Source organism: Azospirillum sp. B21 (assembly GCF_008364825.1).
Taxonomy (GTDB): domain Bacteria; phylum Pseudomonadota; class Alphaproteobacteria; order Azospirillales; family Azospirillaceae; genus Azospirillum.
The window spans coordinates 25,496-40,452 of the sequence record NZ_VTTO01000013.1 but is presented as its reverse complement, the minus strand read 5'-3'; the positions used below and the strand labels follow the sequence as shown (position 1 = coordinate 40,452).

12 protein-coding genes are annotated in these 14,957 nt (G+C 67.3%); 6 read left to right on the top strand and 6 right to left on the bottom strand.

Annotated features, from left to right (window positions below; translation table 11 throughout):
• Positions 1 to 13 precede the first annotated feature (13 nt).
• The 3 genes from FZ983_RS24775 to FZ983_RS24765 all read left to right on the top strand — a co-directional run bounded on the left by FZ983_RS24775 (position 14) and on the right by FZ983_RS24765 (position 4,473).
• Complete coding sequence (locus FZ983_RS24775; RefSeq protein WP_149226407.1) at positions 14 to 1,096, top strand: ABC transporter ATP-binding protein; 1,083 nt, start codon at positions 14 to 16, stop codon at positions 1,094 to 1,096.
• Complete coding sequence (locus FZ983_RS24770) at positions 1,093 to 2,856, top strand: ABC transporter permease subunit (protein ID WP_149226405.1); 1,764 nt, start codon at positions 1,093 to 1,095, stop codon at positions 2,854 to 2,856. The genes FZ983_RS24775 and FZ983_RS24770 overlap by 4 nt, the downstream gene beginning before the upstream one ends.
• Positions 2,857 to 2,922: 66 nt before the next feature.
• Positions 2,923 to 4,473 carry an AMP-binding protein gene (locus FZ983_RS24765; protein WP_149226403.1) on the top strand — a complete coding sequence of 517 codons (1,551 nt, stop codon included), beginning with the start codon at positions 2,923 to 2,925 and terminating at the stop codon, positions 4,471 to 4,473.
• A gap of 38 nt (positions 4,474 to 4,511) precedes the next feature.
• Here the strand turns inward: FZ983_RS24765 and FZ983_RS24760 are convergent, their stop codons facing one another.
• Positions 4,512 to 5,552 (bottom strand): DUF808 domain-containing protein, encoded by a 1,041-nt coding sequence (locus FZ983_RS24760; protein ID WP_149226401.1) that lies wholly within the window; start codon positions 5,550 to 5,552, stop codon positions 4,512 to 4,514.
• Positions 5,549 to 6,172, bottom strand: coding sequence for a sigma-54 factor interaction domain-containing protein (locus tag FZ983_RS35135; RefSeq protein WP_348771072.1), 624 nt, complete (start codon positions 6,170 to 6,172; stop codon positions 5,549 to 5,551). Before FZ983_RS35135 ends, FZ983_RS24760 begins: the two co-directional genes overlap by 4 nt.
• 128 nt (positions 6,173 to 6,300) lie before the next feature.
• Between FZ983_RS35135 and FZ983_RS24750 the strand changes: the two genes are divergently transcribed.
• Entirely contained in the window at positions 6,301 to 7,743 is a 1,443-nt protein-coding gene (locus FZ983_RS24750; protein ID WP_149226397.1) for an alanine/glycine:cation symporter family protein, read from the top strand.
• 132 nt (positions 7,744 to 7,875) lie between these two features.
• Positions 7,876 to 9,219: a GntP family permease gene (locus FZ983_RS24745; RefSeq protein WP_149226395.1), complete on the top strand. Its 1,344-nt coding sequence runs from the start codon at positions 7,876 to 7,878 to the stop codon at positions 9,217 to 9,219.
• A 106-nt stretch (positions 9,220 to 9,325) separates the two neighbouring features.
• On the opposite strand, the gene FZ983_RS24740 is transcribed toward FZ983_RS24745, so the two are convergent.
• From FZ983_RS24740 to FZ983_RS24730, 3 genes are all read right to left on the bottom strand, one after another.
• Complete coding sequence (locus tag FZ983_RS24740; protein WP_149226393.1) at positions 9,326 to 11,359, bottom strand: AsmA family protein; 2,034 nt, start codon at positions 11,357 to 11,359, stop codon at positions 9,326 to 9,328.
• Positions 11,360 to 11,469: 110 nt separating this feature from the next.
• Positions 11,470 to 11,982, bottom strand: a complete 513-nt coding sequence (locus FZ983_RS24735; protein ID WP_149226391.1) for a universal stress protein — start codon at positions 11,980 to 11,982, stop codon at positions 11,470 to 11,472.
• A gap of 173 nt (positions 11,983 to 12,155) precedes the next feature.
• Positions 12,156 to 12,890: a biotin/lipoyl-binding protein gene (locus FZ983_RS24730; RefSeq protein ID WP_188092499.1), complete on the bottom strand. Its 735-nt coding sequence runs from the start codon at positions 12,888 to 12,890 to the stop codon at positions 12,156 to 12,158.
• A 596-nt stretch (positions 12,891 to 13,486) separates the two neighbouring features.
• On the opposite strand from FZ983_RS24730, the gene FZ983_RS24725 reads away from it, so the two are divergent.
• Positions 13,487 to 13,726 carry a HipA domain-containing protein gene (locus FZ983_RS24725; protein ID WP_149226387.1) on the top strand — a complete coding sequence of 80 codons (240 nt, stop codon included), beginning with the start codon at positions 13,487 to 13,489 and terminating at the stop codon, positions 13,724 to 13,726.
• 354 nt (positions 13,727 to 14,080) lie between these two features.
• Here FZ983_RS24725 and FZ983_RS24720 read toward each other — a convergent pair whose 3' ends face one another.
• A complete protein-coding gene (locus FZ983_RS24720) occupies positions 14,081 to 14,932 on the bottom strand; it encodes a universal stress protein (RefSeq protein ID WP_188092498.1) in 852 nt (283 codons plus the stop codon).
• Positions 14,933 to 14,957 lie beyond the last annotated feature (25 nt).

Below are 14,957 nucleotides of genomic sequence, written 5' to 3'. Positions count from 1 at the left end.
GAGACCCGCCGCAATGTCCCCCTCCCACGGAACGGCCCCTCCCGCCTGCAAACTGCTGGTCGATGGCCTCACCAAGAGCTACGGCTCCGTCGTCGCCCTGCAACCCACCCGCCTGGAGGTTCCGGCGGGCGAGTTCCTGACGCTGCTGGGCCCCTCCGGCTCCGGCAAGACCACGCTTCTGCAGATGATCTGCGGGCTGGTGGAGCCGAACGGCGGGCGCATCCTGATCGACGGCCGCGACGAAACCCGCACCCCCGTCCACAAGCGCGACATCGGGCTGGTGTTCCAGCATTACGCCCTGTTCCCGCATCTGACGGTGGCGGAGAACATCGGCTTCCCGCTGCGCATGCGGGGGGTCGCGGCATCCGACCTCGACCGCCGGGTACGCGAAGCGCTCGACATGGTCCATCTCGGCCATCTCGGCGACCGCTTCCCCAAGGAACTGTCGGGCGGGCAGCAGCAGCGCGTCGCGCTGGCGCGCTGCTTCGTCTACCAGCCCTCCGTCATCCTGATGGACGAACCGCTGGGGGCGCTGGACAAGAAACTGCGCGAGCAGATGCAGTACGAGATCAAGCGGCTGCACCGCGAGACCGGCGCCACCATCATCTACGTCACCCATGACCAGGAGGAGGCGCTGGCCATGTCGGACCGCATCTGCCTGATGAACCATGCGCGCATCGAGCAGATCGGCACCCCCCACGACATCTACGCCCGCCCGAAGACCGCCTTCGCCGCCGATTTCATCGGCGTGTCGAACATCTTCCGCGGACGCATCCAGCAGGACGACGGCGGCGCGCCCATCCTTGTGACCGGCGGAGGGCGCTTCCGCCTGTCGGCCGCCACCGCCGCCTCGGGCCGGGGCGAGGCGTCGCTGATCGTCCGCCCCGAACAGCTCGACCTCGACGGCGAGGGCGACAACGAGGTGTCGGGCCAGGTGGTCGACACCGTCTATGCCGGGTCGGAAACCCGCGTCCTGGTGGCGCTGGGCGACCAGTCCACCATCACCGTGCGGCTGCGGCGCGGCATGTCCCCGCCGCCGCTGGGCGACCGGGTCGCCGTGCGCTGGCGCAGCGACGCCGGGGTGCTGGTGTCATGAGCGCCGCCATCCTCCACGGCTCCGCCGAGGGCGGCCTGAGGCAGCGGCTGCGCTTCGGTCCGCTCTGGCTGGCGGCGCCCGGCATCGCCTTCCTGGCGGTCTTCTTCATCTATCCGGTCCTGCGGCTGCTCGGGCTCAGCGTCCAGGATGCCGAAACCGGCGCCTGGACGGGGGACCATTACGCCCGCATCGTCGATACCGGCGTCTATTTCCGCGTCCTGATGGGCACCTTCCGCATCGCCGGGCTGACGGCGCTGTTCTCGCTTCTGCTGGGCTATCCGCTGGCCTACTGGCTGGCGCAATTGCCGGAACGCAGGCGCGGCGCGATGGTGCTGGCGGTGATGATCCCGTTCTGGACCAGCTATCTGGTGAAGACCTTCGCCTGGATGGTGATCCTGGGACGGAACGGCGTCATCAACGGCATCCTGTCGGCCGGCGGCCTGCCGGCGCCGGAGATGCTGCACAACGAATTCGGCGTGATGGTCGGCATGGTGCACGCGATGCTGCCGCTGGCGGTGCTGACCATGCTGCCGGTGATGACCGGGATCGACCGCAGGCTGGTACAGGCGGCCGAAACGCTGGGGGCGGCGCCGGGCCATGCCTTCTGGCTGGTCTATTTCCAACTGTCGCTGCCGGGTGTCGCGGCGGCGGGGCTGCTGACCTTCATCTCGTCGCTGGGCTTCTTCATCGTCCCGGCCCTGTTGGGCGGACCCCAGCAGACCATGCTGGCGCAGCTGATCATCACCCAGATCCAGGAGATGCTGAACTGGGCCTTCGCCGGTGCGCTGGCGACCTTCATGCTGGTGTCCGCACTGGTCACCTGCTGGGTCTACGACCGCGTCTTCGGCCTGTCCACCCTGTCGGGCGAGGGAGCCCGGCGCAAGACGGGCGGCGGCGGCATGCGCAAGGCCGGCCAGCGCATCCTGTCGGCCCTGGCGGCGCTCACCGCGGCGGCGGCGCGGGTGACGGCGCCGGTGCTGGGCGAGCGGGGCCGCGACCGGCTGCCGGCGATCTATTCGACGCTGGTGCTGGTCTTCCTGGTGGCGCCGGCCGTCGTGGTGGTGCCGATCGCCTTCACCAGCTCGCCCTTCCTCGACTTCCCGCCGCCGGGCTACAGCCTGAAATGGTTTGAGGTCTATTTCGGATCGGACCTGTGGCTGGGCGCCACCCTGCGCTCCTTCGGCGTCGCCTTCGCCACCGCCATATTGGCGACCCTGGTGGCGGGACTGGCCGCCCTGGCGCTCGCCCGCTCCACCTCGCGCTGGCGCGGGGCCATCTTCGCCCTGTTCCTGGCACCGATGATCGTTCCGCGCATCGTCATCGCCGTCGGGCTGTTCTACCTGTTCGCCCAGATCGGGCTGGTCGCCACCGACCTCGGCCTGATCATCGGCCACACGGTGCTGGCCCTGCCCTTCGCCTTCGTCGCCATCGCCGCCGTGGTGAAGGGCCACGATTGGCGCCTGGACCAGGCGGCGGCGACGCTCGGCGCCAACCGGGTGCAGACGCTGATGCGGGTCACGGTTCCGCTGATCCGCGGCGGTCTGGTGGCGGCCTTCCTGTTCGCCTTCATCACCTCCTTCGACGAGCTGACCGTGGCGATCTTCGTCAGCGGCGGGGTCAAGACCACCCTGCCCAAGCAGATGTGGGACGACATGATCCTGCAGCTGAACCCGACGCTGGCCTCGGTGTCGGTCGTCGTCTTCGTCATCGTCATGGCGCTCCTGCTGATCGCCGAGCGGCTGCGCCGCTCCGGCCGCTGAGTCGCCACCCCCAAGACGCCGCCATCAAGACGCCACCCCTGCCATCCTTTCAGAGATCCATCGATCATGTCCGATTTCGACACCGGGTTCGCCGGCCTGCTGACCCAGGCCGCGCGGACCGACGGCGAGCGCCTGTTCGCCCGCTACAATGGCAATCCGCTGACCGTCCATGCGCTCGACCGCCAGTCGGACAGCGTCGCGGCGGAGCTTCGGCGGATCGGGCTGGTTCCCGGCGACCGGGTGGCGCTGATGCAGCGCAACAGCCCGGCGGTGCTGTCCACGCTGTTCGGCCTCGCCAAGGCCGGGCTGGTCTGGGTCCCGATCAACGCCCAGCAGCGCGGCGACGGGCTGCGTTACATCCTGGACCATTCGGACCCCGCCGCCGTGTTGGCCGACGCCGACCTCGTCCCGGTGATCGCGGAGTGCGGCGCCGACCTGTCCGGCAAGCCGCTGATCGTGGCTGGTAGCGGGGCTGGAGCCGATGCCCCCGACGGCGCCCTGCGGCTGGAGCCGATGCTGGACAGCGGCGCCCGGTTCGAGGGAGCGCTTCCCGGCCCCGACGAGCCCTTCGCCATCATGTATACCTCCGGCACCACCGGGCGGCCGAAGGGGGCGCTGGTCACCCACCGCATGATGCGGCTGGCGGGCGAGGCGGTGGCCCGCGTGTCCGCCGCCCGCGACGGCGACATCCTGTTCGTCTGGGAACCGCTCTATCACATCGGCGGCGCCCAGATGATCGTACTGCCGCTGATCCGCAAGGTGTCGCTGGCGATGGTCGACCGCTTCAGCGCCAGCCGCTTCTGGGATCAGGTCCGCGACTATGGCGCCACCCACATCCACCACCTGGGCGGCATCCTGCAAATCCTGCTGAAGCAGCCGCCGAGCCCGCGGGACCGCGATCACCCCGTGCGCATCGCCTGGGGCGGCGGCTGCCCCAAGGAGACCTGGACGCCGTTCGAAGAGAGGTTCGGCGTCCAGATCCGCGAATGCTACGGCATGACCGAGGCGTCGAGCATCACCACCTGCAACGACGAGGGCATTGTCGGCGCGGTCGGGCGGCCGATGCCCTGGTTCACCGTCCAGCTGCTGGACGAGACCGGCAGCCCGGTTCCCCAGGGCGAGCGCGGCGAGATCGTGGTCCGCACCAGCGTGCCCGGCGCCCTGTTCACCGGCTATTTCCGCAACCCGGAGGCGACGGCGCGGGCCTTGCGGGGGGGTGCGCTGCACACCGGCGATCTCGGCTCCCTGCTGCCCGACGGCACCTTGCTGTTCCACGGACGGATGACCGACAGCATGCGCTGTAAGGGGGAGAACGTCTCCGCCTGGGAGATCGAGCATATCGTCGCCACCCACCCCGCCGTCGAGGACTGCGCCGTCATCGGCGTGACGGCGGAGATCGGCGAACAGGACATCAAGCTGTTCGTGAAGCCCAAGGCCGGCGCCGCGCTGGACATCCCGTCGCTGTCCGACTGGCTCGGCCGGCAGTTGGCTCCCTATCAGAACCCCCGCTACATCGCGGTGGTGGAGGAGTTCGAGCGCACTCCGAGCCAGCGCATCATGAAGCACCGCCTGCCGGCGGCGGTGCATGACAGCTGGGACCGTCAGTCGGCACGCTGAGGACGGTCGGGCGACGCGGTTCCCGTCACGGAGCCGCGTCAGCGCTTCAGCATCGCAAAGGCCGGCATGGCGACGCGGTGGACCAGCGGGATCAGCAGCGCGCCGAGAAGAAGCCCGACAATGCCTGCGATCCCGGCGGCCACCAGCCATTCCATCACCGCCGCCCCCGCCGGAAGCGCATGGCCGACCGCCGCGGCGGCATCATGGATCGCGTGCCCGAGTTCCTCCAAGCCATAGCCTTCCAGCCCATGGATGATGATGCCGCCGCCGACCCAGAGCATCGCTGCGGTGCCGACGAGGCTGAGCAGCTTGAGAAACAGCGGCATTCCAAAGACGAGACCGCGACCCAGCCCCTGCGTCAGCGGGCGCAGCAGCCGGTCCGCCCCGCCCGGTGCGCCGGCGGCCAGCCGCCGCAGCCCGAAGATGCTGGAAATCGGCCGGTCGTTCTGCGCCAGGGAAAGGCCGGCGTCGTCGGCTTTCACGATCAGGGCCACCGCACCGTACACAGCGATGGTGATGCCGGTTCCGACGATGGCCAGGATCAGTGCCTGCATCCAGAAGGAGGATACCTCCGCAGCGACGGCGGACAGCGTGATCGCCATGATCTCGGCGGACAGGATCAGGTCGGTCTTGATCGCGCCGTTCACCTTGGAATCTTCGAATTGCCGGGCCGACTGCCCGCCGGTCGTGCCCGCCGCACCATGGCCGTCATGAGCCTCGTGCGGCCAGATGGCTTCGAAGACCTTCTCCGCCCCTTCATAGCAAAGGAAGGCACCGCCCAGCATGAGCAGCGGCGTGATGGCCCAGGGCGCCACCAGGCTCAACACCAGTGCGGCCGGCAACAGCAGGATCAGCTTGTTCTTCAAGGAACCGACAGCGATCTTGCCGATGATCGGCAGTTCACGATCCGCAGTGAACCCAACGACGTAGCGTGGCGTAACGGCAGCGTCGTCGACCACCACGCCGGCGGCCTTGGCCCCTGCCTTCGCAGCCTGCCCGGCGGCATCGTCCAGCGAAGCGGCGGCGATCTTCGTCAAGCCGACCACGTCGTCAAGCAGTGCGATCAGTCCTGTGCTCAAGGAAACGGCTCCTGATAATCCCGGCGCCATCCTAACAAACATCGACCCGTATCATTCCGATTTTCACGCCCATGCCGAGCCGACCCGCAGGACGCGGATTCCAAGGAGCGGAGGCGATCGCGGCCGGCATGGTCCGCGGCGCCGCCCTCCTTCGACGGCTCACGCCGGAACGAACGGTGGGATGCATCCTTCAGGTTCCGATTGGACGCGGCGATGACCCGGACATCGATCGGGATGGGCCGGGTGGCGCCGACCCGGGTGACCTCGCGCTCCTGAAGAACCCGCAGGAGCTTGGCCTGGAGGTCGAGCGGCATCTCGGTGATCTCGTCGAGGAAAATGGTCCCGCCGGACGCCATTTCGAACTTGCCGGGCCGCCCGCCCTTCTGCGCCCCGGTGAAGCTGCCGGCGACGTAGCCGAACAACTCGCTTTCGATCAGTTCGCGCGGCAGGGCTGCGCAATTGACGGCGATGAAGGGAGCGTCGCGGCGGTCGCCATGGGCGTGGATGGCTTCGGAGTGGATGGCTTCGGAGTGGATGGTTTGGGCGAAGACCTCCTTGCCGGTGCCGCTCGGACCGTTCAGCAGGACATTCGTGGTGCCGAGCGCCGCCTTGCGCGGCATCGCCGATGGCCTGGAAAGGCAAAGGAAATGCATGAGCCCGTGCCGGCAGGCTGCCGGCACATCGGCTACCCTGGCGCGTTAACGAGCACATCCGGCCGCTCGCGGCCATAAGTCGGGGGGCAGTCGTCATGCTTGGTTTCCTGAACGACCTGCTGTGGAACTATGTCCTGACCATCGTGCTGGTTGCGATCGGCCTGGCCTTCACGGTGGCGTCGCGATTCGTGCAGTTCCGTTACTTCGGGCGGATGTTCGGCACGCTGGTCGAGGCGTTCCGGCGCCAGCCGGGGCACCTCAGCTCCTTCCAGGCACTGATGCTCAGCGTCGCCGGACGGGTGGGCGCCGGCAACATCGCGGGCGTCGCGGTGGCGATCGGATTGGGCGGGCCGGGGGCGGTCTTCTGGATGTGGATCATCGGGCTGATCGGCATGGCGACCAGCTTCTTCGAATGCGCCCTGGCGCAGCTTTTCAAGATCGCCGAACCCGACGGCACCTACCGGGGCGGACCGGCCTATTACATCGAGCGCGGGCTGAGGAAGCGCTGGCTGGCCGTGCTGTTCTCGGCGCTGCTACTGGTCACGTTCGGCTTCAGCTTCACCGCACTGCAGTCCTACACCACTGCGACGTCCGTCGAAGACGCCTTCGGCGTGCCGCCGCTCGTCACCGGCATCGTCCTGGTCGCCGTCGTCGGTCTGATCGTCTTCGGCGGCGTCAGGCGCATCGCCGAGGTCGCAGACATCGTGGTGCCCGTCATGGCGGTGGGATATGTCGTGGTGACGCTGGTGGTGATCGTCATGAACGCCGGCGCGGTGCCCGGCGTGCTGGCGCTCATCGTCAAGAGCGCCTTCGGGCTGGAGCCGGCGGTCGGCGGCACCATGGGGGCCGCCATCACGCTGGGGGTACGGCGGGGCCTGTTCTCCAACGAGGCGGGGCTGGGCAGCGCGCCCAACGTCGCCGCCATCGCCTACGTGAGGCATCCCGGCGCGCAAGGCGTGGTGCAGGCGTTCAGCGTCTTCATCGACACCCTCATCATCTGCTCCTGCACGGCCTGCATCATCCTGCTGTCGGGCGTCTACCAGCCGGGATCGGAGCTGAAGGGCATCGAGCTGACCCAGGCCGCACTGGCCGGCGTGGTGGGCGAGTGGGGACGGTCCTTCGTCAGCGTCGCATTGATGCTCTTCGCCTTCACGTCGATCATCTACAACTACTATCTGGGCGAGAACAGCCTGAATTTCTTCAGTAACGAGAACCGGACCCTGTTCACCATTTACCGTGTGCTGACGCTGGTCCTGGTCATGTGGGGATCGCAGCAGGATCTCAGCACCGTCTTCGCCTTTGCCGACCTCACCATGGGTCTGCTGGCGCTGGTCAACCTCGCCGCGCTGGTGATGCTGTTCCGGGTCGGCATGCGCATCCTGCGGGACTACGATCGGCAAATCGCCGCCGGTGTCAGGTCACCCGTCTTCGACGCCGCGCAGTTTGCCGATCTGGATCTCGACCGCGCGGCCTGGATCATCGAGCAGGAGCCGCCGGCCGCCACGAAAGGCGGGCACATATCCCCCGCGAGGCGATGACGACGGGGTTCTCCGCCGTGGGATCTCCGAGCGCGGCAAGCCCCATGAGGCCGCGGCCACTCCACCGGAGCGGGAACACGTCACCGACGGGCGTGTTACGCCTGGTTAACTTCGCTCCTTGGGAGGCGCGCCATGCTGCTGGTCCTGCTGCTGTTGCTGTCCATCGCCTTCATCGTGCTCGCCACCGCGCGGCTGAACCTGCACCCCTTCCTGGCGCTCCTCATCACTGCGTTCGGCTTCGGCATCCTGTCCGGCATGCCGCTGGCCGACGTGGTGAAATCAGTGAACGAGGGGTTCGGCGGCACCATCGGTTCGATCGGCATCGTCATCATCGCCGGAACCATCATCGGCGTTTTCCTGGAAAAATCCGGGGGTGCCTTCCGGCTCGCCTCCAGCATCCTGCGCATCACCGGAGAGCGGAACGCGCCGCTGGCCATGTCCGTCATGGGCTATCTGGTTTCCATCCCGGTGTTCTGCGATTCCGGCTTCGTCATCCTGTCGTCGCTGAACAAGGCTGTGGCGCGCAAGGCCGGGATCAGTCTCGCCGCCACCGCAATCGCGCTTTCTCTCGGGCTGTACGCCACCCACACCATGGTGCCGCCGACCCCGGGGCCGGTCGCCGCGGCCGGCATCCTCGGCGCCGACCTGGGGCTCGTCATTCTGTGGGGCATGGCGATCGGCGCCGTCGCCACCGCCGCCGGCTGGCTGTTCGCCATCCTGTTCGCCGCACGCGTGCCGATCGAGCCCTACCGTCCCGAAGAAGAGCCCGCCCGCGACGCGCCGCAGGCCGATGCCGATGCGCCGTCGGCCGGCAAGGCGCTGGTCCCGATCGCGGTTCCCATCCTGCTGATCGTGCTCCGCTCCATCGCCGAGCTGCCGGCCAAGCCGTTCGGCACGGGCGGCCTCGTGCCGGTCCTGTCCTTCCTGGGCCAGCCCGTCGTGGCGCTTCTGATCGGCGTGGGGCTGGCGCTGATGCTGCCGAAGCGGCTGACGCGGGAGATGCTGTCCACTTCCGGCTGGGTGGGACAGGCCGTGATCGATGCGGCGATCATCATCACGATCACCGGGGCCGGCGGCGCGTTCGGCAAGGTGCTGCAGAACTCCGGCATCGCCAAGGTCATCGGCGAGAGCTTGGCGAGCGCCAACCTCGGGATCTGGCTGCCGTTCCTGGTTGCGGCCGGCATCAAGACGGCGCAGGGCAGCAGCACGGTCGCGATCATCACCACCGCCGGCCTCATGGCTCCGCTGCTGCCGGCACTGGGGCTCGACAGCGACACCGCCAAGGCGCTGGTGACCGTGGCCATCGGCGCCGGGGCGATGGTGGTTTCCCACGCCAACGACAGCTTCTTCTGGGTGGTCACGCAATTCTCGAACATGACCACGCGCGACGGCTATCGGCTGCAGACCCTGGGAACCCTGATCCAGGGGACGGTCGGCGCCCTTGCCGTCTGGGCCGCCACCGCCCTGGTGCTGTAATACCGGCGGTTATCGATGATGACCGCCGGTATCCGCGCCGACTGGCGCGGCGGCACCGACACACTCCACCTCTCCCGATCCCATCCATCCGGTCCTGCACCGGCTTTCACCGGCCGAACAATCCCTTCACGCCTTGCTCCAGTGGTCCCTTCAGAACATTGCCCAAAGGACCAGCTTCGGGAGCGGCCGGCCGTGCGCCGGAAGACCCGCCGTCCTTGCCGCCCGCCCCCGTCAGGCCGCCGAGGATATCCGCCGGAGATCCGCCCTCCTGCAGGCGCCGCAAGGCTTCGGCCGCTTTTGCCGGATCCTTGATGGCGGAGAGCACGACTCCGCTGAAATCCGGCTGAATGGAAGGGGCGTCGAAGGTTCCCGTGACGAGGATCGGAATCGTCAGGCCGCTGCGATCGAACTGCCCGCCTTGGCCCTGCAGAGTGGCCGTGGCCTTCGGATTGAGACGAAGGTCGAGCCGCCGGTCTCGCAACGACACAGTCCCTTCGCCGTCCATTCGGAAGAGTGGCGCCAGCATGTGCAGATCTCCCGTGCGGGCGACACCGCCGTCGAGGCGGAAGGTTCCGCCAAACTCGGCGAAGTCGGTTTCCTGGGTGACGCCCTGCTGCCGTGCGGTGGCGGCCGCTACCGGATCCCGCAGAATCGCGGCAATGTTGATGCCCCGCAGCGCGCCATTCCGAAATACGATGCGGGTCGTTCCGTTCAGGCCGGAGACGACAGCCTTCTGGCTGGTCCCGGCGGCGGCAAGGTCGGCGTTGAGCGACACAGTGCCGCGAAGACGGTCTGTGCCGGCGAGAGCGGCCAGCACCAACTCCGCCTGGATGCCCTCGGAGGACGCCTTCAGGGCATAGCCGGCCGGTTGCCGCGAGGCATCGATCCGTAGCGCTGTGCTGGTTCGTCCGCCCAGGACGGGGACCTCCGACGCATCCGCGGTCAGGATGCCGTCCTGCAGGCGGAGCGTCGTCCGGTTCGGACCGAGCTTTATGTTCCGGACCAGGAGTCCCTGGCTCTCGATCACCGCGTCCAGGTTCATGCGCCGCAATGCGGAGACATCGATCGGCTCGTCGCTCCACCCGGCGGATGACGAAGCAGACGGTGAAGCGGACTGCGAGGCCGCCGGCGGGATGAAGCGATTGAGGTCGACAGGAGCGACGGAGGCGCGCACGGTTGCGGCCGGTATCTGGCCGGACCAGTCGGCCGCCGCGCTGCCGTTCGCCTTAATGTCGTCAAGCGCCAGTTGGAACTCATCAAGCTGGGCGTTCCTGCTCCCGATAGTGGCCTTGCCGGTGAGATTTACGCTGCGCAGGGACAGGCTCTCGGCATTCGGCATGCCCAGCCAAGCCGTCATGGCGCGCAGATCCGGGACCGACACAGACAGTGGCCCGCCGGTACGTCCATCCGCTTCCGGCCGGGCCTCCAGCCTGGCATTGAAGAGGTCGGACGAGATCTGCCCCTGTACGGTCGTCGGCCGCTGTTCGGCCAGCGCGCGTGGCGATTCCACCCTGGCGTTCAGCACAAGTGCCCGGTTGTTGACCTTTGCATTTCCATCGAGTTCGGCGGGCATATCCAGGTTGGGCATAGTCACCGCAAGCGCCCCATCGGCGACCTGCAAGGTTTGGCCGGTACCTTCATCCTTGTAGGTGGCCTCCACGCCGCCGAGGCGGACATCGCCGAGTTGGATGTCGGGAAGGTCGAGCGGCTCCTGCGATGCCGGCTGCGGCGCGTCATTCGCCACTTGGCCACCCTCGCGGCCGAACTCCCAGTTGGGACGCCCGGCGGCATCGACCAGCAGATTGGCCCGCAAGCCATCGACCGTCAGACGATCAACCTGCACAATGCCGCGCAGCAGCGGCCACAAGGCCACCTCGAACTCGGTCGGCCCGAGTTCGAGCATTGGCGGACGTCCGCTGTCCGGCACATCTGAGAGCGTCGCCGACTCCACCCTGGCCTTGAGGTCAGGGAACAGGGACAGGGAGTTGATCCGAAGCGTGAGATCCCGCCCGGTGCGCTCCTTCACCGCAGCAGCCACCTTCTCGGCCACGAAGTTCCCGGTCAGGATGAAGGGCAGAGCGGCCACGGCGACGGCAACGATGCCGACAATCACGATCAGCGCAATCAGGAGTTTTTTCATGCCGCCTCCCTTTGGATCCGCAGTGTCGGAGGATCCTCGGTGTCGCTGACCGGTGGAGGTGTCGGCGGGACCAGCCCCATGCCGTAGGCCGGAGCGGTGCTCAGTTCGGGCTACGTCGCGACCCAGGACCAGCGTTCATAGGCACGAGGTGGACCATCCGTCTTTGCTGAACAACTGCCCATCGGGGATAGGAAGGTGTGCCGACCCCTGACATGGGCCAGCCCCGTGCGGCCATGCGTGCCGATCACCAGCAGATCGGTGCGCATCTGCTGGCATTCCTGCCAAAGCGACCCCAGGGTTTCGCCATGCGACAGCAGGCATTGCGGTTCCACCGCTATCGGGAACTGACCGCGGACGGAGGGCATCACCGCCTGGACGGCGGCGCTCAAATTCTGTTGGCACTGCTCGCGGTAATCGCTGTGGCTGTCGGAGCCGTACAGGAATCCCTCGTACGGAACATGATAGGCGTGAACCACCGCGACCTCCTCCGGCCGGAAGCGGAAGGCGAGGCGCAGCGCCGCCTCCGCATGGGGCGAGAAGTCGAACCCGACCGTCGCTCGCCGGTATGGCTTCAGCGCGGCGTCCCTCACCAGAAGAACGGACGGGTCGGATTGCCGCAGCACATTCCACGCCGTCGAGTCCCGGAAGGTGTCGTCCTCCGGTGCGACGCGATGCGCACCGGAGGACGATCAGATCGGCTCCGATCTCCGCGGCGGCGGAACGCAACGGGCCAAACCGAGGATGGTCATGCGCAGATGCCGCACCGCCCTTTCGCTGACCCAGCCACGGTAGAGGTTCAGGATGAACTTGAGCACACCTTCGAAGAGCGCGATGCCGAAATAGGCGACCGACAGCCAAACGATCGCAGACAGTGATCTCGACGAGATGGCATCATTGACGATGCGCCGCTGGATTTCGAGCTGGTGGACTGCGCGCTATCACGATCCGAGGCGGACGCATTCCCCCGCTCGAAAAGCCGCTGAGTGCGGTCGAAGCCGGTCCTGGCGTTGAACAGGAGCGCCTGCGATTTGCGCAACTGGGCCTGGACATTGGTCAGGGTCGCGCGCGCGGCCTCCAGGTCGGCGGCTGCGCGGGCGACGGTGGCCTGCTGGGTTTCGATGCCGGCCCGGGCGACGGCGAGGTCGCCGACCGCCTGTGCTACCTGTGTTTCGAACAGCGCGGGATCGATGCGGGCGATGAGCTGTCCGGTCTTCACCTCCGTGTTGAAATCGGCGAGCAACTCGCTGATCTGCCCCGACACCTGCGATCCGACCTGCACGGTGACGACCGGATTGACGGTACCGGATGCGGTGATCGATGCGGCGACCGCGCTGCGCGTCACCGATCCGGTCCGATAGGCGGGAGCGGGGGTGTGGGTGCCCATGGCGTAATAGAGCAGCCCCGCCGTGCCCAGCAGCGCGAGCAGGATCCCCAGCAGCCAGCCGGCGTGCCTGAAGGCGCTTCGGCCGGGTGGGGCCGGAATGGTCGAGCGTTCGTGGCTCGATCCGTGATCGGTCAGCGGCAGAGTCATCGGCCATCTCCGCGGCCATCTCCGGAAGGACCGGGCCCACGGTCCATGCCATTGCCGCAGGCTATCCCTCAGGCGACTCGCGGCATTGACGTGCATCAAGATCGACGAAGCTGCATCGGGTTACCACAGCAGGCGTACCGCCTGCCTGAGCGAGGGGTGAACCTTCAGTTCGATCGCCACACCACCCTGTCGTGCTTGGCGCGCATAATCAGCCGGCTGGAATTGGCCAAGTCGAAAACAGCGACGGAATCTCAGTACATGCCCGTGGTCTATGGACGTGCAGACAGCCAGCCAACGTCGTTGCAGTGAGGACAACCGCTCCCGTCGCAGGTTGGGCAGATAACCCAGTCGTCAATGCTCCATCGGATGACGACTTCTCCGTCGCATCGGCCGGACGCGGTTTGGGTTATGCATCCATCGAAGACGGGGGCCAGCGCGTAGTAGTGTTTTCCACACGCAAGGCAAACAGCTATTGGCTGGTTCTTCGTGATCATTGCAGCCTCCAAGCATTCGGACTGCATCAGCAATAATTAAAATAACTCTGAAAGATGTGAGCGTCTACGAGCGACGATGTCACAGGCCTTCGAATAAAAAATATGCCTCCCGATTGCGACCTGAAGACGGTGGCGGTGACGACGGGCAAGGCGGGAGAACGGAGCTACCTTCTGGTGACCCGCTACGACCGGGTGCAGCGGGACGGACGCTGGCTGCGCGTCCACCAGGAGGACTTCTGCCAGGCGCTCGGCAAGCCGCCTGGGGCGAAGTACGAGCGCAACCGCTCGGGCATGACAGGGCCGAGGCTCGTGGACATGTTCAAGTTCGCCGCGGCGATCTAGGCTCGCGGCCGGACCGTCGTGCGGCTTCTCGCCCGCGCCGAGGAAGACGCCGAGGACGAGCATCCGCGGTGAGACCGCCGGGCCGGCCCGGGCGCCGGCCGGGACGGCCGCGAAAGATCGTGGTGCCGGAGCCGCGGGCATTGGTGGAACAACTGCTGCCCGCACCAGCGGTGCCCGCCCGCCTCGAGCGCCTGAAGCAACTGGCCGGTCTGGCGGAGATGGGCATAACGCCGGCGCCCTCCTCCTCGGTCCTCCCGTCTCCGACGCGGGACCCGGACCTCTGGCGCGAGAGCGTCTGGCGCAATGCCTCCACCCACATCCAATGACCATCCATTGGGCGGGCGCAACCTTGCCTCAATGCACCATCAGCACCGGAATGGTCGCAAGACCGACCACATGGGATGTGGTGCTCCCCAACGTCCACTGCCGCAAGCGGTTGCGGCCGTGCCCGCCCATGACGAGCAGGTCGGCGCCGAATTGGGCCGCCATGGCGAGCAGGACGCTGCCGGTCTCCCGCAGGCTTGCCGGCAGATGTTCAGCCTTGGCCTCAACCCCCTGCATCAGCAGATAGTCCTGCAGCCGCTCCGTATCGGCGTGAATGTCGTCCCCCAATCCGAAGGTTCCGATCAGAACCTCCTGCGCATGGCGCAGCAGGGGCAGCGCCGCCACCATGGCCCTGGTCGCCTGAGGGCTCCCGTTCCACGCGATCATGATCCTCGACCCGATGGGCCGCACGGCCGAGAAGGGAGTCAGGATCACCGGACGCGCCGTTCCGAACAGGGCGGCGTCGAACATCGACCGCCACACGCTGTCGGTCACGCCGTCATGCCTGGGCTTGGCGAACAGGATGAGATCCGCGAAGCGGCCTTCCATCGCGACCGTCTTGTCGGCCGGCCCTTCGACCTCCCGCCAGACCATCTCGGGATCCCGGCCGACCGCCCCGGCTTGGCGGAGATGCCCTTGCATCCGCTCATGTGCGGTTTGGCAATCCCGCGCGATCTTCGCCTGGACCTCCCGTAGCGCATTTTCCAGCATCGTGCCGGCAAAACCCCTTCCAAGCACCAGGATCAGGTGTTCCGGGCTGGGGCGCGCATACAACACCTCGACGCGCGAGCCGAAGATGCGGCCAATGAAGAGTGCGGCGTCGAGCGCGGCATCCATGCTGCCGGCCGCGTTGGATAGCGGAACAAGGATCTTGCGGTACATGGTCCATCCCTCCGGCTGACGGGAG